Annotated in this window: 17 protein-coding genes, 1 tRNA gene and 2 pseudogenes; 10 read left to right on the forward strand and 10 right to left on the reverse strand. The window is 61.3% G+C overall.

The window, feature by feature from the left end:
* Positions 1–99 precede the first annotated feature (99 nt).
* From M3A49_RS24330 to M3A49_RS24345, 4 genes are all read left to right on the forward strand, one after another.
* On the forward strand, positions 100–300 hold the full coding sequence (locus M3A49_RS24330; RefSeq protein WP_266231364.1) for a helix-turn-helix transcriptional regulator: 201 nt from the start codon (positions 100–102) through the stop codon (positions 298–300).
* Positions 301–599: 299 nt separating this feature from the next.
* Positions 600–2,663 carry a VapE domain-containing protein gene (locus M3A49_RS24335; protein ID WP_266231365.1) on the forward strand — a complete coding sequence of 688 codons (2,064 nt, stop codon included), beginning with the start codon at positions 600–602 and terminating at the stop codon, positions 2,661–2,663.
* Positions 2,664–3,200: 537 nt separating this feature from the next.
* Positions 3,201–5,663, forward strand: coding sequence for a hypothetical protein (locus tag M3A49_RS24340; protein WP_266231366.1), 2,463 nt, complete (start codon positions 3,201–3,203; stop codon positions 5,661–5,663).
* A 297-nt stretch (positions 5,664–5,960) separates the two neighbouring features.
* On the forward strand, positions 5,961–7,397 hold the full coding sequence (locus M3A49_RS24345; RefSeq protein ID WP_266231367.1) for a hypothetical protein: 1,437 nt from the start codon (positions 5,961–5,963) through the stop codon (positions 7,395–7,397).
* 279 nt (positions 7,398–7,676) lie between these two features.
* Here the strand turns inward: M3A49_RS24345 and gvpU are convergent, their stop codons facing one another.
* Together gvpU and M3A49_RS24355 are read right to left on the reverse strand one after the other, a co-directional pair.
* Positions 7,677–8,138 (reverse strand): gas vesicle accessory protein GvpU, encoded by a 462-nt coding sequence (gene gvpU, locus M3A49_RS24350; protein ID WP_266231368.1) that lies wholly within the window; start codon positions 8,136–8,138, stop codon positions 7,677–7,679.
* Positions 8,139–8,258: 120 nt separating this feature from the next.
* Positions 8,259–9,029 carry a hypothetical protein gene (locus tag M3A49_RS24355; RefSeq protein WP_266231369.1) on the reverse strand — a complete coding sequence of 257 codons (771 nt, stop codon included), beginning with the start codon at positions 9,027–9,029 and terminating at the stop codon, positions 8,259–8,261.
* 443 nt (positions 9,030–9,472) lie between these two features.
* Between M3A49_RS24355 and M3A49_RS24360 the strand changes: the two genes are divergently transcribed.
* A complete protein-coding gene (locus M3A49_RS24360; RefSeq protein ID WP_266231370.1) occupies positions 9,473–9,889 on the forward strand; it encodes a hypothetical protein in 417 nt (138 codons plus the stop codon).
* Positions 9,890–10,123: 234 nt separating this feature from the next.
* On the opposite strand, the gene M3A49_RS24365 is transcribed toward M3A49_RS24360, so the two are convergent.
* Both M3A49_RS24365 and M3A49_RS24370 read right to left on the reverse strand, forming a co-directional pair.
* Positions 10,124–10,555 (reverse strand): hypothetical protein, encoded by a 432-nt coding sequence (locus tag M3A49_RS24365; RefSeq protein WP_266231371.1) that lies wholly within the window; start codon positions 10,553–10,555, stop codon positions 10,124–10,126.
* A gap of 16 nt (positions 10,556–10,571) precedes the next feature.
* Positions 10,572–10,662, reverse strand: a tRNA-Ser gene (locus tag M3A49_RS24370).
* A gap of 302 nt (positions 10,663–10,964) precedes the next feature.
* Between M3A49_RS24370 and M3A49_RS24375 the strand changes: the two are divergent.
* Positions 10,965–11,680, forward strand: a pseudogene (locus M3A49_RS24375) (porin); the annotation flags it as partial.
* 88 nt (positions 11,681–11,768) lie between these two features.
* Positions 11,769–12,283: pseudogene (locus M3A49_RS24380) on the forward strand (nitroreductase).
* Positions 12,284–12,320: 37 nt separating this feature from the next.
* On the opposite strand, the gene M3A49_RS24385 reads toward M3A49_RS24380, so the two are convergent.
* Positions 12,321–12,737: an HIT family protein gene (locus M3A49_RS24385; RefSeq protein WP_254356097.1), complete on the reverse strand. Its 417-nt coding sequence runs from the start codon at positions 12,735–12,737 to the stop codon at positions 12,321–12,323.
* A 234-nt stretch (positions 12,738–12,971) separates the two neighbouring features.
* Here M3A49_RS24385 and cfa point away from each other — a divergent pair, with 234 nt between their 5' ends.
* A complete protein-coding gene (gene cfa, locus M3A49_RS24390; RefSeq protein WP_266231372.1) occupies positions 12,972–14,135 on the forward strand; it encodes a cyclopropane fatty acyl phospholipid synthase in 1,164 nt (387 codons plus the stop codon).
* Positions 14,136–14,202: 67 nt separating this feature from the next.
* Here cfa and crcB read toward each other — a convergent pair whose 3' ends face one another.
* From crcB to M3A49_RS24415, 5 genes are all read right to left on the reverse strand, one after another.
* Positions 14,203–14,583, reverse strand: coding sequence for a fluoride efflux transporter CrcB (gene crcB / locus M3A49_RS24395; RefSeq protein ID WP_028208288.1), 381 nt, complete (start codon positions 14,581–14,583; stop codon positions 14,203–14,205).
* Positions 14,584–14,762: 179 nt separating this feature from the next.
* Positions 14,763–15,509, reverse strand: a complete 747-nt coding sequence (locus M3A49_RS24400) for an SDR family oxidoreductase (RefSeq protein ID WP_266231373.1) — start codon at positions 15,507–15,509, stop codon at positions 14,763–14,765.
* 123 nt (positions 15,510–15,632) lie between these two features.
* Positions 15,633–17,111, reverse strand: coding sequence for a phenylacetaldehyde dehydrogenase StyD (gene styD / locus M3A49_RS24405; protein ID WP_266231374.1), 1,479 nt, complete (start codon positions 17,109–17,111; stop codon positions 15,633–15,635).
* 53 nt (positions 17,112–17,164) lie between these two features.
* On the reverse strand, positions 17,165–18,145 hold the full coding sequence (locus M3A49_RS24410) for a hypothetical protein (protein ID WP_266231375.1): 981 nt from the start codon (positions 18,143–18,145) through the stop codon (positions 17,165–17,167).
* A gap of 7 nt (positions 18,146–18,152) precedes the next feature.
* Positions 18,153–20,135 (reverse strand): primary-amine oxidase, encoded by a 1,983-nt coding sequence (locus tag M3A49_RS24415; RefSeq protein ID WP_266231376.1) that lies wholly within the window; start codon positions 20,133–20,135, stop codon positions 18,153–18,155.
* A gap of 206 nt (positions 20,136–20,341) precedes the next feature.
* On the opposite strand from M3A49_RS24415, the gene M3A49_RS24420 reads away from it, so the two are divergent.
* Together M3A49_RS24420 and M3A49_RS24425 are read left to right on the forward strand one after the other, a co-directional pair.
* Complete coding sequence (locus M3A49_RS24420; RefSeq protein WP_154678170.1) at positions 20,342–21,358, forward strand: AraC family transcriptional regulator; 1,017 nt, start codon at positions 20,342–20,344, stop codon at positions 21,356–21,358.
* A gap of 356 nt (positions 21,359–21,714) precedes the next feature.
* Positions 21,715–23,124 (forward strand): APC family permease, encoded by a 1,410-nt coding sequence (locus M3A49_RS24425; protein ID WP_266231377.1) that lies wholly within the window; start codon positions 21,715–21,717, stop codon positions 23,122–23,124.
* Positions 23,125–23,176 lie beyond the last annotated feature (52 nt).

The raw sequence follows: 23,176 nt of genomic DNA on the forward strand, positions 1-23,176 counted from the left end.
CGTAGACCTAATCACGTGCGGTTTCATCCTTCGTATCTCGGACAAGCACAGTCCCACAGGTTGGCCTCTCGGCTAGCCAGTTTCGAAGGAGCCTCCGTAATGTCTACCGTCATTCAGATTCTGCGCTTGCCCGAGGTGTGCGCGCGATGCGCACTGCGCCGATCGACTATCTATAAAAAGGTCGCAGCTGGCGAATTTCCCACACCCATCAAACTCGGCACCAAAGCCTCCGGCTGGCTTGAGAGCGAAGTCGAGGATTGGCTCGCTGAGCAGATTCGACGGTCGCGGGGGGCGAAATGAGCCACTTTGACTTCGGCACGCACCACCGCCCGTGTCTCGCTGAACTCACAACGTTTAAGGACGCTGCGCATAGGCTCGGCATCAAGAGCGACGAAATAGTTATCGACCGCCGAGTGCATCACGCACCGCACGGGACCGGCTCTTACATTGCAATCCTCGGCTTCACAGGCGTTGTGTGGGTGCGCGTTGTGAAGCGCGAACCGGGGGAGCTCGCGAGAATCTGCTACTTACAAGGCGGACCATTGCGCGCAACGCATCTCGCGCGGGAGATGTTCGCACGACTTGAAATGGAGTCCTAAATGCCAGCCGAAAAACTTTCGAAAGATGAAGAGACCGCTGTGGCGGCGATGAGAGGAATGGTGGAAAACTATGTGCGGTGCGGAGTTGAACTTGTGCCCGTGCGGCCACGCACAAAGCGACCTTACAATCCGGCGCACCCGAAGGGAGAGAACTGGGAGCAGTACCCATTTACAGACCCGAAGCAAGCAGGCGCGCACTGGGATGAACACCAGCACGACAATGCCAGCTGGTTGATGGGAGATTGCTTCGTCGCACTCGACTTCGACGTGCAGAGTGGGAAGCAGGGACGGAGGACACTGGCGTGGCTCGCGCAGAATTACCCGGCCATCCGCGCGACCCTCACGCAGAGATCGCCGTCTGGCGGCTGGCATAAGTTTTTTGAACTAAAACCCGCGCAGCGCGGAAAACTAGGCAAGCACGCGAATGCGAACCTTGGCCCGTGGGGGAAGCAATCTGGGCTCGATATCATCGCGGGAGCGGCGACGGTGCTGCTTGAACCCTCGCGCACAATGTCAGGGGAATATCGGTGGAAGAACCAGAGCGCGGAAGTCCTCGAAATGCCGGACGATCTTTTCGCACTCCTGATAGCGCTCGAAAAACCCGGCACCGTTGGCCGTGTGAAGCTCGACCCAGCTACAACCGCGTTGCTGCGGTGGGGTTGGTTTGACGGCTGTGGGCATGCGTCGCCACGCGAGGCGCGCGCGGCAGCCTACCGCACGATGATGATGGCCGGACTCGGGCCAGAAGAGATCGCTGCGGAAATCGAGCGCAGTTTGCTGCGGCGGGACGGCGGTGGGAAACAAAAGGATCTGACCGCAGAGGCTTTGCGGGAAGACATTGGGAGAGTTTTGGCGCAGCCTCCGGAACCGGTGCTAAGCGCCCGAGGGAGCACGCTGGACACGCTCGACCGCGCAGCCGATAAGAAGATTCTCGCCAGCGAGGCGAATCTCGCGCACGTGCTCGCAAACCCGGATATCTGCGGTATGGCGTTCATGTTCGACTTGTTTCAGCAAGGCGTGCTGGTGGCAGAGCGCGGGAGCCCGACATGTCGTGCGCTGGAAGAAAGCGACTATGCCGAAGTTCGAGTGAGGCTTAGCAACGCGGGCTTTCAGCGGATCGCGAAAGACTTGATTCGGGATTTAATCTTCCGCGAGGCGATGATAAACAAATTTGACTCCGCGCAAACGTGGCTTTCTGCGTTGGGGTGGGACGGCATGCCGAGAATTGAAGAATTCCTTCCGCGCTACCTTGGTACGGAGGATTCCCCGTATCACCGCGGCATCGGACTCTATTGGTGGACCGCGATGGCGGGGCGAGTGATGAAGCCCGGAGTGAAGGCCGACATGGCGCCGATTCTCGTAGGCAAGCAAGGACTGAAGAAGTCGACCGCGCTGCAGCGACTTGTCCCGGAGGAAATGCATTTCGCGGAAATCTCCCTCAGCACGAAGGACGAGGAACTGACGCGGTTGGTACAAGGGAAGTTGATTTGCGAGATGGCGGAGTTGAGCGGGCTCTTCGGTCGCGACCGCGATGCGACGAAAGCTTATCTCACGAAGCAATACGACCGCGCGCGACCTCTCTACGAATCCCATGTCGTGAGTTATCCGCGCCGCTTTATCATTTGCGGAACGACGAATGAAGACGATTTCCTGAGCGATCCCACGGGGGAGCGCCGCTGGTTGCCTTTCACGGTTGGGAAGATTGACCTCGACGCAATTACGCGCGACCGCGATCAGCTTTGGGCTGAGGCACGGGAGATGTTTGCGCGCGCGGGCGTAGCACACGCGGTTCCTGGCCAACTCGAAGGTCAGCGGGATTTTCGCCGCGCGAGCGTGCTGGCTGAAAGCCTAGAAGAATGGATTGCGCACGAAGCCCCCAATCGCCCTTTCACCCTTTCCGAAGCCATTGCGGGAGTGACAGGGGACCTCGCGGTCAATACGAAGAAACACGAGAAAGCTTATACCGATGCGCTGAAGGAACTCGGGTTCGCGAGCAAGCAATCGCGGGTGAATGGAGAAAAGAAGCGCTACTGGGTGCAAGAACGCACGCACGACTCGGGTTGATGGTGGGACGGGGGCACAATCGATCACCGTCCAATGCGGTCCGGCATGATCCGCGTCCCACGTTGTCCCGCGTCCCGGCCTATTTTCAAAACCCCCACGCGTACGGCCATACGCATAGCAATAGCACGCATGTACGGCAACGGCACGTAGCGCCACTACATATACATATTATTTTAATTTTTTAGAAAGAGGATGGGACAGACGGGACACCCCGGCCAAACCCGCACCGGGCGGGCGTTTCGGGCGTCCCGGCCATGTCGGGACACACGCGGGACGCGCGGGACACACGGCGGGGGCCGCACTGCTCTCGAATATCCGATTCGTCCGCAAGGCTGACACTTAGGAGTTCAAATCATGCCTAACATCAGTGAACTGTTTCCAGACTCTCCCGCTTCGGCCCCAGCGCCTTCGCCTGTGGGCGCGGAACCGTTGCGCAAGCCTGATCTCCCGCCAGCTTCAGTTTCGCGCAGGGTTACGCGAGAGGCCCGCGCCCCGCATAGCGGCAACGTAGATGAACTCTTCCCGTCGAGCGGGAATGTGGATGATCTCTTCGGACCCAGCAACGCGAAAGAAGAACCGGCGACGAGTCCTCTCGCGCATAGTCGCGATGCGCTTCCGTCGCGGGCTGAGGCGGCCGAGAAATCCGTCGATGCGCCGAGCCCCGGAGACATTGCGCGAAACAGCGCGGACCTGGGTAGCGGTGTTGCGCGCGAGGTAGGTCTATTCGTGCGCGCGGTGGGCCACGCGGCTGCGGGTGCGGTCGAAGGCATTGAGCGCGTGAACCCGTTCGATCCGCACAATGATCCCGCGAGCATTGTCGCGAGCCGTGCGAGCGGGCGGGCGCAAGCTCCAACCATTGCGCAGATGCTTGAGGGGGAGGTTGACCGGCGCACACCCGAGCCAGCGACGAGCCTTGAGCGCGGCGTCGAGAAAGTGACGGAGTTTGCTGCGAGCCTTGCGATGCCGGGGCTACCGGGCGCGGCGCGCGTGACGCCAATTAGCAATCGCGCGGCGGGGCTTGGCTCCTCGCTCGCATCGACCGCAGGCACGCACGCGGGTGATGCAATAGGGCAATTGAGCGATGGTCTGTTCCGCACGACGCGCAGCGCGGAAGCGCGCATGGGGCAGTGGGTGAATGACTTGCGCGCGCACATGCCGAAGAACTGGAGTGAGATGGCGCAACGCATTGATCGAAGCTTCGAAGATGCGAGCATCAAGCTCTCGCCGGAAGAGGAAAAGATGAAGCTCAATGTGCAGCTTATCAACAGCAAGAACGCAAAGATGCGGGAGCAACTTCGAGCACACGGCTACGACGTCGGACCGGATGAGACGGGGTATGTGGGTTCGCGCGTGCCGGTTGAGCAGCAGGGTCTATTGAGCACGGTGCGGAATGTAGTGCCGACGGGGAAGGCGCGCGGACTTAGCACTTTCGCGCCGGAGCTACAGGGCCGGAAAATCTTTGGCATGGAGTCGCGCGACCCGGACGCGGGCCAGAAGAATCTCCACATGATGCAGAATCCGAACGGCACGTTCACGGTCTGGCGCAATGGCGAGAAGATCGGCGGGGGAAAGCTCGGCCCGGATGACCTTGCAAACCGCGAGGTGAACTACATGGGCGAGCGCTTTGCCCTCACGCCCTCGACCAAGGCGAAGATCATGGAGCACACGCCGCAGCGATACTATGAGGACCCGATGCTCGCGGCAGTCACGTCGAATGTGCGGTTGGGCCGCGCGCTCGACCATGCGCAATTTCTCGAGCAAGTGAAGCTGTCGCCGGAGTTCAGGCAAATTGCAACGACCGCGCGGGAGGCTCTCCCCGGCTGGCGCGAAGTGCAGATACCTCAATTTCGCGGCATGAAGTTTGACCCGCGCGCAGCAGATGTGCTCGATGACTTCGCCTATAGCGCGCACCAAGGCGGCTACAAGGTCCTGCATGATGTCTCCCGCGCACTGGTCGGTTCGATGTTTTGGAACCCACTGCCGCACGCGTTTAACATCTCGGATTTTGGGTTAATCGAGCGCGGGCTTGTAGGCAACATCGGCGCGGTGGCGCGGTTGCCGCAGGAGGTCCGCATGATGCTCAAGGCGCATGAGCAGGTCGCGACGCTCGGCCCAGACTATCGCGCGGCGATTAAGGAGGGCGCGGGGCTCCAGCATGCCGCGAACATGTCGCGCGGGTTCGCGGATAAGCTCGCGAAGCAACTCGGCACTGCGCCGGAGATGAGCGCGGTCGCTCGCGCATGGGGATATGCGAATCCGCTGGAGATGATTCGGCGCGTCTACGCGTCGGCTAACGCGCACCTCTGGTCCTGGAGCGACACGTTGATGATGCACGCTTACTATGCGCGGCAGGCAAAAGGGGCCTCGCTTCCCGAGGCGATTAAAGAAACCGAGAGCATCATGCCGAACTATCGGCTGCCGTCGCGTATCCTCGGTTCGCGTGCCGTGGCCCAAGTCATGCAGGTAGTGCCAACGTTCGCGCGATATGACTATGGGCGCTTTGCTGCCTATGGAAACATCTCGAAGAGCCTCGTGCGCGGTAGCCCGCAAGAAAAAGCCCGCGCGCTCGACCGGCTGGCGATGCTCGCTGTTTCCAGCTTCGTGATCTACCCGGCTCTGGATCGCGCGGTACAGACCGTGACGGGAGATCCCAACGCGCGGGTGCGCCGCTTTGGCCTCGCCTCAATCCCCGATGCGATTTACCGCTTTGCCAGTGGCGACGCGAAGTATTCCTCGCTCTTTGGCGCGATCATGGGAGTCTCGCCGGTATTTAGCGTTCCGACCGCGCTAGCGACAGGCGAGGATCCATTTACCGGGAAGAAGTTTCAGAACCTTGGCGACGCAATGAAGTTCGCGGCGGAGCAAATCTCCCCGGTTCAAACCGCGATGGAGTATCAGGGGCTCGGCGGTCGGAAGACTGGCGGGGAGCTATTGGCCGAGCAACTAGGCATTCAAGTGCCCGCCACGAAGCGGAGAGGAAAGAAGCAAGAAGATAGGTGAGGGCGGGTAGCCAGAGGGCTATGGCACATAAGACCAGATTGTCGCGATGCTACTGCACCGAGCGGCCACGTGAACGAGATTATGCAGATTGCATAGATCCTCTGGCGTGCTTTACGGATGGCGCGAGCAGAAGCGGAGGGCGGATTGGACGGTGCGGTCATACAATCGCGTTGACCAGCCGGAATTGTTGCGGCGAAAAAAGTAGAATCGTTGATGCCGCCAACTGCGACTGTTGCGTAGCAACGGAGTGCTTGGCGAAATTCATCCTGCAGCCAATCCAGTCGAGAGATTTTCAAATTGAATAACCAATATATCGACCAACTAAAACAAGGCAGTCCATTCGAAATTACTTACGATTCGTTTGGAAAGCCTGTGTGCATTCATATAAGATCAGAAAATTCTTCGACATCCATTCCGCTAGGAAACGATCATTTTGATTCTGTCATCGAGTATGTTCGAGCCGCTGGAATCTTTCCGAAGCCTAGCATTGAATGGGTTAGCTTGGTGAAAGACGGTGAAGGTCGACTTCTCCACTATCTCACAAATATAGGATTATTTGTTGTCGATTCAAATTACGTCACCGATTATATCGTCGATATGCTGAGTAAGAATGAGGTAGAAATACGTGAGGTATCGGATGCCAGTCCAATTGTGACGGTGCATGCGGACATATTCTTGCCTCGTAACTACACGCTAAACGGGCCGGGGATGTCAAGGATTGAGCATTATGATTTCAATTCGCGATCTCTCGGTCTGCCGATATCCGTGGATTGTCGATTGCTTGCATCCATTGAGGATGAATATTTTAAGGATGCGGATGTAATCAGGTCTCAAGTGCGATATTCGAAGGGGAATGTTCTCAGAATTGTGTTCGATGGACGCGAAATGCGCGCCGTTTATAAGTGGTCAAAAGACTATCTTGATAAAGGTGAGGGCGACAATCTTGCGGCATCAATGGCCCAGAATATTGCTTTGCATAATCGGGGTAGTCGTGGTCCGACAACCGGTTGGTATTTTGATTGGATCTCGTTGCAGCAATATATTTGGGTGCCGATTCTGGAGATTTCAAATCGACTGATTGATTTGATTAACCGGCAGGCTCATAGAAAGACTACTGCGCTGCTTTCGCGTGACGATCTCGGTGACATGGCTTGCCTTCGAGCCATAAAATCGGATGAAACGTCATATTTATGGCCGCTTTCGAGTTTGAGGGACGAGCAAATAACGTTATTTCCCTTCGAACTGAATTGGGGATATCACCCAATAGAGAAATCGTTTCAACGAGTAAGATTTTTGCTGGATCGTGGTTTGTATTTCGAGGCCATTATCGTGGCGCAGGCCGCGCTCGAAGGCGTTGTGAATCAGATGTTTACAGCTGAGGTGAGAGATGGCTGCTATGACGGGAAAGAACCAAAATGGGAGGTTAGATATCGAGCACTCAAAAAATTTATCGACAATGATGCGAGCGCCCGTTCACTAGAGCAAGGCGCTCTGCGGATGTATCTGGATACTGGGCTGAACGAAATATATGATTTGCGGAATCATTATGCGCACGATGTAATGGATAAAATTCCTGAGTATACGTACAGCAGCCAAGTAATGCATCAAACCAGAGAATTGCTCCGCCCATTGACAGACTCTTGGGAGAGTCACCTTTTCCTAAGGCAAGTTGGCATATTGCATTCGCTGCTGCCGAATTTTAAGTTGTACTTGGATCAGCGGCGCGGCGAATAAAAGCGGGGCGATTACACGATGTTTACATTCGCCTATAGATTTGGTCAAAGAGGGCTCATAAGATCTCGTAAATGGATTTCCCCCGCGGGCTTCTGCGTCGCATGCGAAAGTCGCGCCGTCGATGAGTCGATCTCTCCGATGCTTAAAGGCGAAGTCAGGCGGCGACATGCGCCGTGCGATCCCCCTTCCGCGCCGACCACTATCGGAACGTCCAAGAAGCGCTCACCGATGGGGGGCGCGCAACGCAATGCGGTCAGCAGATTAGCGGTCTGTCGGCAATCAACCGATGCTGCCAAGCGAGAAGCCGCTCACTTCGGTTAATCGGCCACGCCAGAGCATGCCCGGATTCGGCGCGGAGCCCGACGGTGTGCAGACCCTCGCGTTCTTGAGATGAATGAAGCTCGGGCCCAACGCATCGCTCTTCCCAGCACCGTACATGGACGCGGGGCGTGACAATGCATCGCGCATAGTGTTTCTTCCCTCGTCTTCCGTAGGCCATGCCGACGTGAAAGCATCCGCGAAGGATTCGAAGTAGGTCGCTCCGCTAATGAGCGTCCCACTAACAACGGAGCCCCCGCAGACTAGGGTGATGCCCATTTCTACACCGCGTTCATTGGCCATGTTGACGAGTAGCTGCAGGTACCAATCGACGCGAGGACGCTCTGCCATCGCGGGGTCCTTGGCTAAATCTTCTTCGTGGTCTGTCAGCGCGGCGGGCTGATGTTGTTGCTCTTCTTGCATTTCTCGGTCTTCCTCAAGAGTTGTGTGGCACTTCATATTATCAGGCGAAGGCGCGAATATACTGCGGCGCAATGCGCGGCGAGTAGCGAAACTTAAAGGTGCTCGGTTTGATGCCGCGCACTACTTAGCCGAAGCTTCGGCGAGGGCGCGGAGGCGCTTTTCGAGGCCGTCCTTTAGCTCCTTCATGCTGCGGAAAAAAATCGTCGGATAGTCCTTGAGATCAAATTGAAGCGGGGTGCCCGTTCGAGCCACGTAAATCGGAAGCTTGCCAATCCCGTGCGCAAAGCCTGCTTCGTAGAACACATTCGGCTTCGGGTGGGTCACGTCGACAATGACGTACTGTGCGCGCCTAATGGACTCTAGGATGCGGTCAGTAATGCGCTCGCTAGCCTGCACTTCGTCAATGCGCTCTGCTGTAATGCCACAGCGCATAGCGCCTTCTTTGATTGCATCGAGCACGTCTTCCAAGGCGGGGTCGTTCGGATCAATCGCCATCACGATGAAGGCATAGCCCTGCTGGACGGTTGCCTCAATACCGACTTCCGTTTGTGGCTTTGTCGCCGCCTTCGCTGTCGGAATCATCCCGGACTTTAGTCTGCCAATCGCGTCGTCGATCATGTCGATAACCATCGGGATAACCGGCTCCGTATAGATACGGTCAAACAGGTGATCGAAAAGATCGACGTTGCGCATGATCATTCCGCCGACTGCTGGCGGCGGGGAGATCGTGAACACTTTCAGGCAGCCAAGCTGCGCGACCTCTCTGTGCACCCAAGCCTTTTCTTGGTTTATCTCCTCCCGCAACGTTTGGTCATTAATGCGCTCCCACTCGCGCAACCTGACTTTGAAGGTTCCCAGCCGTTTGATGCGGTCTTCGATTTCCTGCTGCATTGTTGGTCCTTGGAAGCGTGGGGCAGAAAATCGACATTTTACTCGTGCTGTCCGCGTGGTCCGGTGCGTGCTGCGAACGTCGTGAGCCTGTCGTGGCTCGGTAGCTGCGCGGGTGGCGGAACCGCTGGAGGTTCGCTTTTCTGTTCTGTTAGCCTAGGTCAAGCGCTTGGCTGCGAGTGGGCCAGGATGCGCGGGTGATAGGTGGGCTATCAACCGCAGTTCTTCCACCGTTTTCGCGCTGCAACATAAGGGAGGGTCATTGCGCGCTCAACGGCGATGATTTTTTGCCCCCTCCCCGGGGCCTAGCCGTGCAGCCTTCCCCGGAGTCCGATTCGCCCGACGCGCATCGAGAACATGCTCCCCGCACGTTGCACTCAGTCGCCGGGAACGGCTCGCGCCGATCCAGTAATATCCGATCACCACACGGACGGGGCGCGGTCACTATGAAAAGGGCTTTTGCATTCGGGCTATCGTTCGCTCTGACGGCATGTGCCTATAACGTCTCGATGATGCCGAGAGATTCCGGGAAGATTTATACCGGGTCGCTGCACGGGAACGGCATGGGTTCCGGTTCAATGACCGTATCCATTGACGGGGTTGTCTACTCCGGTCCAGTTGTGCGGGTGGCATCAAACGACACGTTTGGCTTTGCCACCGCCTACGGCGTCAATAGTCGCGGCCAGTCGGCCACGGCGATTAGCTCCGCTTCTTCAATCGGAGACAAATACGCGAAGGCATTTCTTTCAAGCGCCGATGGCCACGGCCTGCGCTGCGATCTGGTCGGCCAGTTCCCTACCGCTGGCGGCATCTGCGTAGACGATCAACGCCGAGTCTATGACGTGGTAATGGTCGCAAAGTGACCGGCGATGGCGCTTGCGAAGGTCCCGCGCAGCGTTGCCGCGGAGGCGTGGCCCATTCTCCTGCGGGTGATCTATGTCGTATCAACCGCAGTTCTTTGCCCCAAACTCTGCGCGACCACAGGAGAGGGCTATATCCCCCGCGCGCGTTCGCGAGTTTTTCCCCCACCCCCGGCTGGTCCGCGCGGGAGTGCTAGGGGAGGGCCCGGCGAGGCGTTGATCTATCGCGGTCGTGACTTACTTCTGCTCCATCTGCTCTCGTTGCTGTTGCAGCAATGCTGCTTGTTGCCGCAATAGTTCGGCCTGTTGCTGGAGCAGTTCGGTTTGCGCGTTCGATTCTTCCGCGCGCTGATATGCACCGTAGATGGAGCCTTGGCCTTGCGGCTGCGATTGCGGCAGGACCATGTAAGTCCGTCCATCGGAGCCAATGACGGTTTGCGCGTGCGCGGCGACCGCGAACGTGGCGGCTAGGATGGGAAGCAGCTTTGTTGAATTCATGACGGTCACCTCGCGCGCCCGGTAGGGGCGCTGGCGCGAGTGTAGCTCTGGCCGGTAGCGTGCGGAAGCGATGCCGCGCCATTGCGAAAACGCGATGCGTTCGGGGCGGGCGACGATTTGGGAATGATGGGCGGGATGATGGGGCGCGTCGAAAATCGCCCGAAAACCCACATCAATTGGGGGTGTTTGGCGGAGAGAGGGGGATTCGAACCCCCGATAGGCTATTAACCTATACACGCTTTCCAGGCGTGCGACTTAAACCGCTCATCCATCTCTCCGGCGGGAGGCGAATTATAGCAGACTCCGCGCGCCGGAGGAAAGCGCTCACGCCGCGTCTGGCACGATCTGCGCTTTGCAAAGTCCGCCGCACCCCTAAGCAACGCAGAAATCGTTCGTTCCCCGCTTGCCGGGCGTTCCGTAACGTTGCCGCACCGGCCTTGCAGCCGCCTCGCAAGGACCGCGTAGCGACAATCACCACACGCAACGGAACGCCCCGCATGAACAACAAAAACGCCTCTCTCTCACTCGCCGCCCGCTAGCCGCCGCTCTCGCGCTCGCCTTCGCCGCATCGGGGGCCACAATCGCCGCGAGTGCCCACGCGCAAAGCAGCGTCACGCTGTACGGCATCGTCGATGCGGGCCTCGCCTACGTGCACAACGCCCAGGGCGCGAACGGCCCGAACCAGTCCACGCTCGTCAAGCTGAGCAGCGGCAATCTCTCGGGCAGCCGATGGGGCCTGCGCGGCACCGAGGATCTCGGCAACGGCCTCGCCGCCATCTTCCAGCTCGAAAACGGCTTCAACGTGGGCACCGGCGCGCTCGGGCAGGGCAGCCGCGAATTCGGACGCAAGTCGATCGTCGGTCTCGCCAGCACGACGTGGGGCACGCTTACGCTCGGCCGCCAGCACGATCCGCTCGTCGATCTCGTGCAGCCGCTCACCGCGGACGGTCCGTTCGGCGGTGTGTTCGGCACGCCCGGCGACCTCGAAAATTCAACAGCGGCTCGGCGTTCCTGAACTACCAGATCACACCGGCGCTGCGCGCGGGCGCGGGCTACAACTACACGTCGCTCACGGGGCCGTCGTCCGCACACTACAACCAGGTGAACCTCGGCAGCGATTACTCGCTCTCCAAACGCACCGATCTCTACGCGCTCGCCGGCTACCAGAAGGCGAGTGGCCACACGCCCGACGCGCAGGGTTCCAGCATCGTTGCGCAGGCATCGATCGGCGACTTCGGCGTGAGTTCGGGTACCGACAATCAGGCGCTCGTCGTAGTGGGGATCCGTCACAAGTTCTGGGGCAGCACGGACCTATGCGGCGAGCATCGGCAGCCGTGCGGGGGATCGCCGATAATGCTTCGTCGATCCCCCGAGGAGAATCTGCTTGAAGGTCAGCGAAGCCGTCACCAGCCGCAAGTCCGTGCATCAGTTTCTGCCCGATCCGGTGGACCCCATCGTCATTCGCCGTGTGCTCGATACCGCTGCGCGCGCGCCCTCGGGCGTTATCAGGTGGGCGAGGATCTTTACCGCAGCATCGACGTCGCGCGCGAGGACCGGCCAGGCAGGCTACAGCAATTCGCGCGCAACTACGCGTTTTTCGACGCGCCGCTCGCACTCTTTTGCAGCGTGGATCGTCAGATGGGGCCGCCGCAATGGGCCGACCTTGGCATGTTCCTGCAGACGGTGATGCTGCTCCTGCGCGAAGCCGGCCTGCATAGCTGCGCGCAGGAATGCTGGGCGCGCTACGCGCAGAGCGTTGGCGAGTTTCTCGCCTTGCCGCGCGAACGCATGGTGTTCTGCGGCATGGCGATCGGTCACGAAGACCCGGACGCGCCCATCAACCAGTGGCGCTCGGCTCGCGTACCGCTCGACGAATTCGTTCAGTTCGACGGCATTTGAAACTTAAGCGCAGCCCACGCCAGCATTTACATATCGCTTACAGTGCGGCGCGAATGCGCGCGGCCAGCGCTTCGAGTTGCGCCATGTCGGCCATGTCACGCGCATGCGGGCGCAGTTCTTCGCCCGCGCGGCGCGGAATCAGGTGAAAGTGCACGTGCGGTACGGTCTGCCCGGCGGCGGCACCGTTGAACTGCGCGATCAACAGGCCTTCGGGCGCAAGCACCTTGCGCATCGCAACCGCCATCTTCTGCACCGTCGCCATCGCGGCGGCGCCGGCTTCCAGCGAAAGGTCGTAGATGAACTCGGCGCCTTCCTTCGGCAGCACGAGCAGGTGGCCTTCGGATTGCGGCATGACGTCCATGATCGCGAGCGTCGCGTCGTCCTCGTACACCTTGATGCAGGGTGCTTCGCCGCGCAGGATGCGCGCGAAGATGTTTTTGTCGTCGTAGGCCATGGTCAGTCTCTCCAGTTCGGGCGCGCCGTTTGCTCGCGCCGGGGCGATGGGTTTGGTCGAGTTTGCGATTATGGCCCGCCCCATATGGCCTGTGCGTGTTCCTGCACGTTTTTTGAAGTAGGTGCATCATAGAGTTTCTCGCAGCGCGCGCGACGACGAATGTCTTGAAAGCAACCTCTTGAATGGCATCGGAGCAAGGTACCAAGGACCCGACTCCAGCCGCATGGAGCACGTATGGCAACGACTGATCTCGAAGCAGTTCAACCCGTTCGTGAGGCCACCGTTTCGGGGGCCTGGCGGTTTACAGCCCAGCTATTGGCGCGCGCTGACGTGAAGTTCAACGGCACCCGGCCGTGGGACATGCGCATCCACGATCCGCAGGTGCCCGAGCGCGTGCTGGCGCTAGGCAACCTGGGCCTTGGCGAGGCCTACATGGACGGCCAGTGGGACTGCGAGCGGCTCGACGAATTCTTCGCACATGTGTTGCGCGCGCATCTAGATGACCAGATCGATCCCTCCCGTCTCGTCTTCCACGCGCTCAAGGCGCGCCTCATGAATCGCCAAACCGTGCGCCGGGCATGGAAGGTGGGCCAGCAGCACTACGATATCGGCAACGAATTCTACGAGGCGATGCTCGACAGGAACATGGCCTATACCTGCGGCTACTGGTCGGGCGGCGCGAAGACGCTCGACGAGGCGCAGGATGCCAAGCTCGATCTCATCTGCCGCAAGCTGGGCCTGAAGCCCGGCATGCGTCTGCTCGACATCGGGTGCGGGTGGGGTAGCCTCATGAAGTTCGCGGCCGAACACTATGGCGTGTCGTGCGTGGGCGTGACGATCTCGAAGGAGCAGGCCGCGCTCGGCGCCGAGCGCTGCAAGGATCTGCCGGTTGAATTCCGCCTGCAGGACTATCGGCTGCTCGACGAGAAGTTCGACCGCATTGCGAGCGTGGGCATGTTCGAGCACGTGGGCCCGAAGAACTATCGCACCTATATGGAAGTTGCGCAGCGCTGTCTTGTTGACGACGGGCTGTTCGTACTGCATACGATCGGAAAGAACCGCCGCGACACCACGCCCGATCCGTGGGTCGACAAATACATCTTCCCGAACGGCGAGTTGCCGACCATTGGCCAGATCGCCGACGCTTCGGGCGGTCTCTTCGTGACCGAAGACCTGCATAACTTCGGCGCCGACTACGACCGCACGCTCATGGCGTGGCACGCGAATTTCGAGGCCGCGTGGCCGCGTTTCAAGGCGCAGATGGGCGAGCGGTTCTACCGCATGTGGCGTTACTACCTGCTTTCGTGTGCCGGGGCGTTCCGTGCGCGCGACATTCAGCTGTGGCAGTGGGTGTTTTCGAAGAACGGTTTGCCGGGCGGTTATCAGCGTCCTGCCTGATCTTCCCGTCGCCTCACCCATGCGGCCGCGTTTCGCGAATGGCGAACGCGGCCGTTTTCGTTGCAGATCAACGAATCAGTGCCGAGACCGTTGCGATGCCAAGGATCGTCATGACGACCGAGGCGCACACGTGAATGGCAATCTCGCCCGCAGCCCAGCCGAAACGTCCGTGCTGCAGATGCGACACGACTTCGGCTGAGAAGGTCGAGAACGTGGAGAGGCCGCCCATGAGGCCGGTAATGACGAAGAGGCGCCACTCGGCGGAGAGCTGGGGCATGCGCCCGAAGTATGCGACCGCAACGCCGATCACATAGCCCGCGATGATGTTCGACGCAAGCGTGCCGAGCGGCAGCTCAGGGTAGAGGGCATTCAGGCGTATCCCGAGCACCCAGCGCAGCAGCGAACCGAGCGCGCCGCCAATGCCGACGGCGAAGATGGACAAATACATGGTCTGGAGTGGTTGAGGGCGCAATATGAGCCGGCGCGCCATGTCGCCGCCTCTGTCTTTCTACCGTTTTCGAGCACGGAGTGTAGCACCGGCCGTGACCGGCGGTTTCACGCCACGGCGGCTTGCCCTCAGACCACGTGCTGCCCGGGTTCTGCCGCGAACCCGCGCCGGGCGGCGTGTCAGACGATGCCGCCGTTCGCGCGCAGCACCTGGCCGTTGACCCAGCCGCCGTCCGGGCCCGCGAGGAATGACACGACACCCGCAATGTCGTCGGGTTGCCCGAGGCGCTGCAGCGGCGGCATGTTCGCGAAATGCTGGACCTGCTCTTCGCTTTTGCCGCTGAGGAACAGTTCTGTCGCCACCGGCCCTGGCGCAACCGCGTTCACGCAGATGGAGCGTCCGCGCAACTCGCGTGCGAACACGCGCGTGATCGTCTCCACGGCCGCCTTGCTTGCCGTATAGAGCGCGTAACCGGGCAGATTCATCGCGAGCACGGAGGTGGAAAAGTTGATCACGCGGCCACCGTCCGCGAGCTTCGTCGCCGCTTCGCGCAGCGTGTTGAGCGTGCCGCGCACGTTGATGTCGAAGGTTTCGTCGTAGATCGCGTCGGTCGAATCGGCCATCGTGACCGTCTTCATGATGCCCGCGTTGTTCACGAGCAGCGTGGGTTGGCCCAGCGTTTCGGCGGTGGTCTCGAAGAGGCGGCGCACGTCCTCGGCCTTCGCGATGTTCGCTTGCACGGCGACGGCGCGCCCGCCGCCCGCCGCGATCTTCGCAACGAGCGCCTCGGCTTCGGCGCTGCGCGATGCATAGTTGATGACGACGGCGTAACCGTCGCGTGCGAGACGTTGGGCAATGGCGGCGCCGATGCCGCGCGAGGCGCCCGTGATGATGGCGACGCCGCGCGAGTTCGTAGATGCGTTCATGATCGGAGTCCTTCTCGTGAGTGGTGAGAACGGGCTCGATCATGGACGAAACCATAACGGCGATCATTGCGCGCCGCCGGGTTTCATCATTCCATTTCGATTAACAATGCTGCATGGCGGCGCTCAGTAGGCGATGCAGACGGATTTCGTCTCCGTGTACGCGTCGATGATCGCCCGGCCGTGCTCGCGGCCGATGCCCGAGGCCTTGAAGCCGCCGAAGGGCAGTGCCGGATCGACCATGTTGTGCGTGTTCACCCATACCGTGCCCGCCTGCACGCCGTCCACCACGCGCAGCGCGCGGTCGAGCTGATTGGTCCAGACGCTCGCGCCCAGACCGTACTCCGAAGCATTCGCCGCCGCGATGGCTTCCTCGACATCGTCATACGGCATGGCGACGAGCACCGGCCCGAACACCTCTTCGCGCACGACGGTAAGCGGCTTGTTGGCCGGGTTCGAAATCACCGTGGGCTCGATGAAGAAGCCGGGCCGATTGCCGTCGCCGCCGCCCGCTACGATCTCGCCGCCTTCGGCGCGTCCCTGTGCGATCATGCTGGCGACCTTGGCGCGATGGCGCGCCGAAACGAGCGGGCCCATCTGCGTGGCGGCATCGAAACCTGAACCGAGCACGGTTGCGCGCGCAACGTGTGCAATGCCGTCGACGATCTCATCAAAACGCGCGCGCGGCAGATACAAGCGCGAGCCTGCCGTACAGACCTGGCCGTGATTGAAGAAGATCGCGCCAGCCGCGCCTTCGATCGCCCGCTGCGTATCGCAGTCGCCGAGCACGATCACGGGGCTCTTGCCGCCCAGTTCCAGCGATACGCGCTTGAGGTCGCTCGCGCATTGCTTGCCGATGATGCGGCCCACCTCGGTCGAGCCAGTGAAGGTGACCTTGTCCACCTGCGCATGGCGCACGAGCGCGGCGCCCGCTGTTTCGCCCTGGCCCGTGACGACATTGAACACGCCCGGCGGAAAGCCGGCTTCATGCGCGAGTTCGGCGAGGCGGATGGCGGTGAGCGGCGTTTCCTCGGCGGGCTTGAGCACCACGGTGCAGCCGCAGGCGAGCGCGGGCGCGATCTTCCAGACCGCCATCAGCAGCGGGAAATTCCACGGCACGATCGCGGCGACCACGCCCGCGGGCACGCGCCGCGTGGAGGCGTTGTAGCGCACGCCGGGCGGGAAGGCGAGCGAGAGATCCACGGTGCTGCCCTCGATCTTGGTCGCCCAGCCGGCCATATAGCGCAGCCATTGCACGCTGCCGCCCACTTCGAGCATCTTCGAGAAACCGAGCAGCTTGCCCTGATTGAGCGTTTCGAGCGCCGCGAGTTCTTCGCCGTGCTGCTCGACGAGGTCGGCGAGTTTGAGCAGCAGGCGTTCGCGCGCGGCGGGCGGCATGCGCCGCCACGTGTCGGCTTCGAAAGCGCGGCGCGCAGCAGTGACGGCGGCGTCGATGTCGGCGTCGCTGGCGTCGGGCACCTGCGCGATCTCCGCGCCCGTCGCCGGATTGAATACCGCGAACGTGCGGCCTTTGCCGCTTTCGCTAAAGCGTCCGTCGACGAACATCTGTGTGCGGATCGTGTGCGTGAAGTCCTGGCGGTCCATACCGTCTCCTGATTTCGGTAGTCATGCGAATGTTTTGTTCGGTGGTGATTGTTTCAGCGTAAGTCGATTGTGCTCCTCGCAGCGAGTGCAGATGAAGCAGGGTAGGGCGTGTGCGTACGGATTCGGCGAGGCGTCGCGAATGCATATGGGCATGCAAGATTGAGCGCGCCTCCAACGATGAACAGCGCGTAAAAACCTTGTCCAAAGCCCCATGACGTGGTGGCGAGCGCCGCGCCTGCCAGCATGCCCGCGTGATGTGCGAGGCCAGGGCAGCCGGCACCCGACGCGCGCGACGCTCGCCCACCGCGTATGAGCATGGGAAGCGTCAGGTAGTCGAGCACGGCGAATGCGGGGGCGGCGAGCGCGGCCCACGGCGCGAGGCAATCAAGCGTGAGCGCCGCGAGCAGCGCGCCGCGCAACATGAAGAGCACGAGCAGCGCGCGGCGGTAATCGACGCGATCCGCGAGCCAGCCTGCGAGACTCACCACGACGAGTGACGTCACGACCTGCGTCACGGTTAGCGCAGCGCCGCCGCAGAACGCAAAAAACTGGAAGCGTGCGAGCATGCCGCTCGACAGTCCCGCAAGCAGCGCGGGCGCGAGGACCAGCATGCCGTCGCGCCATGCGGGCGCCTTTGCGTGCGTATGCACCGATGTTGCCGCGATATCACGCGTGCGCCGCAAGTGCATGCACGCAGCGGCGATCAGGGTGACGCCGCCCAGAATGAGCGGCGTCTGCGGGAGCGTTTCGCCAGCGCGTGCCCCGGCGCTCATTGCCGCCATCGTGAGTACGAGTGCGCTCGCGATCGGCACGGTGGCACGCGTGGTGAAACCGCGAGCCAGCGCGCCAGGGATCAACGCCATCGCGAGCAGGGCAAGCGCGCTCGCGGCGAATGCGGCAAACGGCGCGCCGGCCTGCATCGCCGCGATCATGACGCCGCCCGCAAGCGCGCTCGCGCCGCCCGTGATCGACGCCCAGACACACAGCGGGCGTGCCGCGTGCATCACATCAAGGCGGCGCTCGCACGGCATCATCGTGTGCTCACTGCTTGCTATGGCAGCACGATTTTGCTTCGGGCGCGTCTGCGCCATCCTGCACGCTGTGCGGATCGCGCCCGCCCGGCAGGTCCATCGCGGGATTGCCATAGAAGAAGTTGTTGGGCTTGAGCATGAAGCCCGCATATTCCACCGGCATGACGGGGAAGTCTTCGGGCTTGCACACGTGCGTGTGGCCGAAGCTGTGCCACAGCACGATGTCCTCGTTCTCCACGTTGCGGTTCGCCTCGATATAGCGCGGCAGGCCGTCGCCGCCCGCGTGCTGGTTCGGGTAGTCGCCGCTTGCGTAGCGCTGCGTCGTGTCGTACGGCGTGACCCACACGTGGCGTGTGGCAAAGCCGCCGCGCTGGCGCACCTTCGAGTTGGGATCGGCGAGCATGAGTGGGGAGTCGTTGATGATGAGCTTGTAGCCGGGATTCGCGCCCACGCGGTTCTTCACGTTCGGGTTCACGACTTTCCAGAAACGCCCGGTCTGACCGTTGGCGTTGCGCGCCGCCTCCTGCTCGGACTTGAGCACGCGCTTCGTCGTATCGAACACGTTGCCGTACGGGTTCTCCGCACCCATCGCGCGCGGCACGAATTCGTGCTCGGTGACGGAGTTCTTCTCGCCATCCACCATCATGTGCAGGCGCGCGTTGAAGAAGTGCTGATGCGTCGGGCCGCCCAGGTTTTCGGTGACCATGCCGCCCCACGGATACGTGTCGCCGTCCGCCACCGCCGAGGTCTGGATGATGCCCGTGAGCTTGCATTCGAGCTGGATCGTGCCGTCCTGATAGAAGTACCAGTAAAAGCCGTAGTCGTAATTGCCCACCGTCGCGAAGAACGAGATCACGAGCCGGCGCGAGCGGCGCATCTCGAATACGCCGGTGCGGAACTCGTAGTGTTTCCAGAGCGTGCCGTAGTCTTCTTCGTGCAGGCACACCGCATTCTTCATCGTGAAGCCGTTGCCGAAGTCGTCGGCGGACGGAATGTCGAAATAGCGGATCGTGCCGAGGCAATCGCAGCCAAGTTCGAGCTGGTTCGCGAGCTTGCCGAGTCCGTATTCGCCCGCATCGAAGGCGCTTTTCCAGTAGTGGTTCGTCGTGGGGTCCGAGTAGGGCACGCACATCTCGGTCACGCTCGCGCGGTAGACGATCGGGCGCGGCGCGCTCTTGCCGTCGTCCCACGTGATTTGATGCAGCACGAGCCCTTCGCGCGGCGTGAAGCCCACGCGGAATTTCCAGTTCTGCCAACTAACCTGCCAGCCGTCTATCGTGAAGCTCGGGCCTTCGGGCTGGCTGATGGAGAGCGGCTTGACGGTGGCGCGCGGCTCGCCGAGGCTCGGCGTGTCGTAGTTGTGCCTTGCGCGCGGAATGGGGACGATGCGGCCGTCGTCGATCAGCTCGATCACCTTGTGCGCGAGCAGGTCCACCACGGCGACGACGCCTTCGATGGGGTGCGCGTAACCATTGTCGGTCAGGGACTCGCGGTAGTAGCTCACGCAGCGCACGAGGCGGCGACCATTCTCGTTCGGGCGGTCGAAGGCGCCCGCGGAGAACGGGTCGACCTGCACGCGCTCGAGTTCGTCTTCGGTGAGGCCGCGCTTTTTCACGGCCTCGCGCCATGTGGCGTCTTCCTTGACGATGCGCTCCGCATTCATGAAGTCTTCGATCATCACGGGCGGCTGGCCATAGGGCGCGCTTTGCAAGGCGAGCGCCTTGCGCGATTCCACTTTCTTCTCGCGCAGGTCCACGACGAATTCGAGCGTCTGGATGCGGGTGCGATCGATTGCGATGACGAAGGCGCGGCGCGAGTAGTAATCGCCATGCTTGTACGCGAGCACTTCCGCCTTGGGCGGCTCGCGCAATTCGGTGACAGGAAAGCGCCCATATTCATCGAGCTGCTCCGCGGCTTTCACGATGTCACAGGCAAGCTGCATTTCGGCGAGGCTCAACGGGTCGAGCGGATGCGCATTCGGATTCGTGTTCATAAGCATTTCGTAAGGATGACGTTGGGCGCAACAGGGCATGGGACGGTATGGAGAATCCGCATACGTCTCACACGATGTCGATGGGTCAATCGTAGAAACGCCGTATTTTTTTCGCGCTTGCAAAACGCGCCAAAGGGGCGATAGAGTGCGCCATCGACGATCGATGATTAAAACGTCGGCACATACAGGCCCTAATGGAGCGAGACATGAAAAGAGTGCCTGTCAATAGCGGTTTCCCGATGATTCGCGGTGCCGTGATGGGTCCCATCGTGCGTGCACTCGACGCTGCTGGTGCGGACTGCGATGCATTGCTGGCCGAGTTCGGTCTGAGTCGCCGGCAGCTTTCCAACCCCTATGAAATCGTGGCGCTGGGGCGTTACGTGGGCGCGTTCGAACGCGCGGCGCAGGTGCTCGACGAACCCTTTCTCGGCCTGCGTTTAGGCGCCGAACTGCAGCTCACGGAACTGGGGCCGGCTGGCCTCGTGTTCATGTCGTCGCCCACGCTCGGTGCCGCAATCCGCAAGTTCACCGATACGCTCGGCTCGTGGCAAAGCGCGACGGCCGTCGATCTCGTGAGCGACAACGCATGGCCGATGTGGAGCTATCGCATCGCGCATGCGCAGATCTGGCCGCGCCGCCAGGACGCCGAGTACAGCGTATCCGCCATGTGCCACATGATTCGCCAGGTACGGGGCGCGGCGTGGACGCCCTGTGAGATTCATTTCGAGCACGCGGCACCCGAGGACCTCAAGCCCTATTTGCGCCTCTTTCGCGTGCCGGTGCGCTTCCAGCAGCCGGCAAACGGCGTGGTCATGCATCCGCACGATCTCGACACGCCGCTCAAGAGTGCCGACGTGCAGATGGCGCGCATGATGGAGCGCCACGCCACCGACCTTATTTCGCGGGACACGATCCCGCATACCCTCGTGGACCAGGTGCGCGATCTCGTCACGCGCCGGCTCGCGCGCGAGAAGCTCGTGGTCGGCGATATCGCCAAGGACCTCGGGCTTTCGGACCGCTCCTTGCAGCGGCATCTCGCCGATGCCGGGACCTCCGTGCGCCAGATCATTCGCGAAGAGCGCGAGCGCAGCGTGGCGGTGCTGCGCGAGCAGGAGGGCATGACCAACGCGGCCGTGGCCCGCGCAGTGGGTTATGCCGACGCCACCGTGCTATGGCGTGCGACGCGCAACTGGGGCCGAGCAGGCGCCAAGCGCACCCGTTAGCGCGCAAATCGTGAAAGCGAGTTGATGGCTTCCAGTAAGTTTGTGGGCTGAATAAAGTGCGAATGCCCATTCCACGGCATTAATCAGGATGCCGAAGGTAATATCGACCGCTTCAACCCGGTTAAGTGAAAACCCGCTCCAGCTCTGGCGCACTTTATCGAGTAATTGGCGCGTTGCGCCAAGCCGGCGGGTTTATTAGCTGCCTACCATGCGCTCAATCCGAATCGGGAAATTTGATTCGTCGAGCGCCAGAGGCACGCGGTTCTTCATCGTGTCGTATGGCGAACCCAGAACAGACACCAGCAGAGGCAACGATGAACGAACCGTATTCTCCCGCTCACCTCGTTGGAGACAACGTGGCAGTGGACTCACACCGCGGCCTGCTCGGGCTTTGGCAGATCGTCTTTCTTGTCATTTCCGCAGCGGCGCCGCTCACCGGTATGCTTGGCGCGGTGCCGCCCGCCATCAGCCTTGGCAACGGTGCGGGCATTCCCGGCGCATTCGTGATCGCGGGCGTGGTGCTGCTCGTGTTCAGCGTGGGCTTCGCTTCGATGAGCCGCCACATCGTGCGCGCCGGCGCGTTCTACGCGTACATCACGGCGGGGTTCGGCCGCCCCGTTGGCATGGCCGGCGCACTCGTCGCGCTGCTCTCGTACACGAGCATCCAGATCGCGCTGTACGGCCTGTTCGGCTTCTTCTGCACGGTGGTGCTCGGGCCATTGCTACATGGTTCGCTGCCGTGGTACGCGTATTCATTCGCGTGCCTCGTGGTCGTGCAGTTCACCGGCATTCGCGGCATCGACCTGAACAGCCGCCTGCTCGGCGTGCTCATGTGTCTTGAACTCGGCATCCTGCTGCTGCTGAGCCTCGCGATCGTGATTCATCATGGCGGTCCGGATGGCCTCACGCTCGCGCCGTTTTCGCCGCATCACGTCTTCAGCGGCCACCTCGGCATCGCGGTGATGTTCGCGCTCGCGTCGTTCATCGGCTTCGAGGCAACGGCGATCTACGGCAAGGAGTGCCGCGACCCGAAGGTCACGGTGCCGCGCGCCACTTATGTTTCCGTTACGCTGATTCTCGTGTTCTTTGCGTTCGTCACGTGGGCCATTGTTTGTGCTTATGGCATCAGCAACGTCGCGGACGTCGCGACGAAGCAGCCGGGCGACTTCTGGTTCATCCAGTCGACGAAGTACCTGGGCGGCGCGATGACCACGACGATGAGCTTCCTGCTGCTTTCCAGCATCTTCGCGAGCCTGCTGTCGTTCCACAACACGATCGTGCGTTACATCCACGCGCTCTCGGGTGAGGGGATTCTTCCCGCGGTGCTCGATCGTCTGCATCCGAAATATGGGTCGCCGTATCTCGCGAGCTATCTGCAGACGCTATCGGTCGCTGTGCCGGTGGGCCTTTTCGTAGTCGCGGGCAGCGATCCGTTCAATATCGTGTTCAGTTGGGGCTCGGCGCTCGGCACCATCGGCATCGTCATGTTGCAGGCGGTCACGAGTTTCTCGGTGGCGGCGTTTTTCCGCGCCACGAAGAAGGATACGCGCGTCTGGCACGCGTTCCTCGCGCCGGTGCTCGGTGGTTGCGGTCTGCTCTGCATCGGCATCGTGCTGATCGGCAATCTCGACGCGCTCGCCGGCTCCGATAGCCCCGTCGTGGGCGCGTTCCCGTGGGTCGTGCTCGCGGTGGCGCTGATCGGCGTGTTGATCGCCTTCGTGCTCAAGCGTTCGCGGCCGGACATCTACGCGCGCTTCGGCCAATAGCAAGACGCCCGGGACGCGCTTCGCACAAAGCCCCCGATTCACGCAGTTCCTG

Source organism: Paraburkholderia sp. CNPSo 3076 (assembly GCF_026343935.1).
Taxonomy (GTDB): Bacteria; Pseudomonadota; Gammaproteobacteria; order Burkholderiales; family Burkholderiaceae; genus Paraburkholderia; species Paraburkholderia nodosa.

Bases quoted from the DNA above. Each gene is read 5' to 3' on its own strand.
- M3A49_RS24330 (WP_266231364.1), top strand. From the start codon at position 100: ATGTCTACCGTCATTCAGATTCTGCGCTTGCCCGAGGTGTGCGCGCGA.
- M3A49_RS24335 (WP_266231365.1), top strand. From the start codon at position 600: ATGCCAGCCGAAAAACTTTCGAAAGATGAAGAGACCGCTGTGGCGGCG.
- gvpU (WP_266231368.1), bottom strand. From the start codon at position 8,138: ATGCAAGAAGAGCAACAACATCAGCCCGCCGCGCTGACAGACCACGAA.
- M3A49_RS24355 (WP_266231369.1), bottom strand. From the start codon at position 9,029: ATGCAGCAGGAAATCGAAGACCGCATCAAACGGCTGGGAACCTTCAAA.
- M3A49_RS24360 (WP_266231370.1), top strand. From the start codon at position 9,473: ATGAAAAGGGCTTTTGCATTCGGGCTATCGTTCGCTCTGACGGCATGT.
- M3A49_RS24385 (WP_254356097.1), bottom strand. From the start codon at position 12,737: ATGGCCTACGACGACAAAAACATCTTCGCGCGCATCCTGCGCGGCGAA.
- cfa (WP_266231372.1), top strand. From the start codon at position 12,972: ATGGCAACGACTGATCTCGAAGCAGTTCAACCCGTTCGTGAGGCCACC.
- crcB (WP_028208288.1), bottom strand. From the start codon at position 14,583: ATGTATTTGTCCATCTTCGCCGTCGGCATTGGCGGCGCGCTCGGTTCG.
- M3A49_RS24400 (WP_266231373.1), bottom strand. From the start codon at position 15,509: ATGAACGCATCTACGAACTCGCGCGGCGTCGCCATCATCACGGGCGCC.
- styD (WP_266231374.1), bottom strand. From the start codon at position 17,111: ATGGACCGCCAGGACTTCACGCACACGATCCGCACACAGATGTTCGTC.
- M3A49_RS24410 (WP_266231375.1), bottom strand. From the start codon at position 18,145: ATGATGCCGTGCGAGCGCCGCCTTGATGTGATGCACGCGGCACGCCCG.
- M3A49_RS24415 (WP_266231376.1), bottom strand. From the start codon at position 20,135: ATGAACACGAATCCGAATGCGCATCCGCTCGACCCGTTGAGCCTCGCC.
- M3A49_RS24420 (WP_154678170.1), top strand. From the start codon at position 20,342: ATGAAAAGAGTGCCTGTCAATAGCGGTTTCCCGATGATTCGCGGTGCC.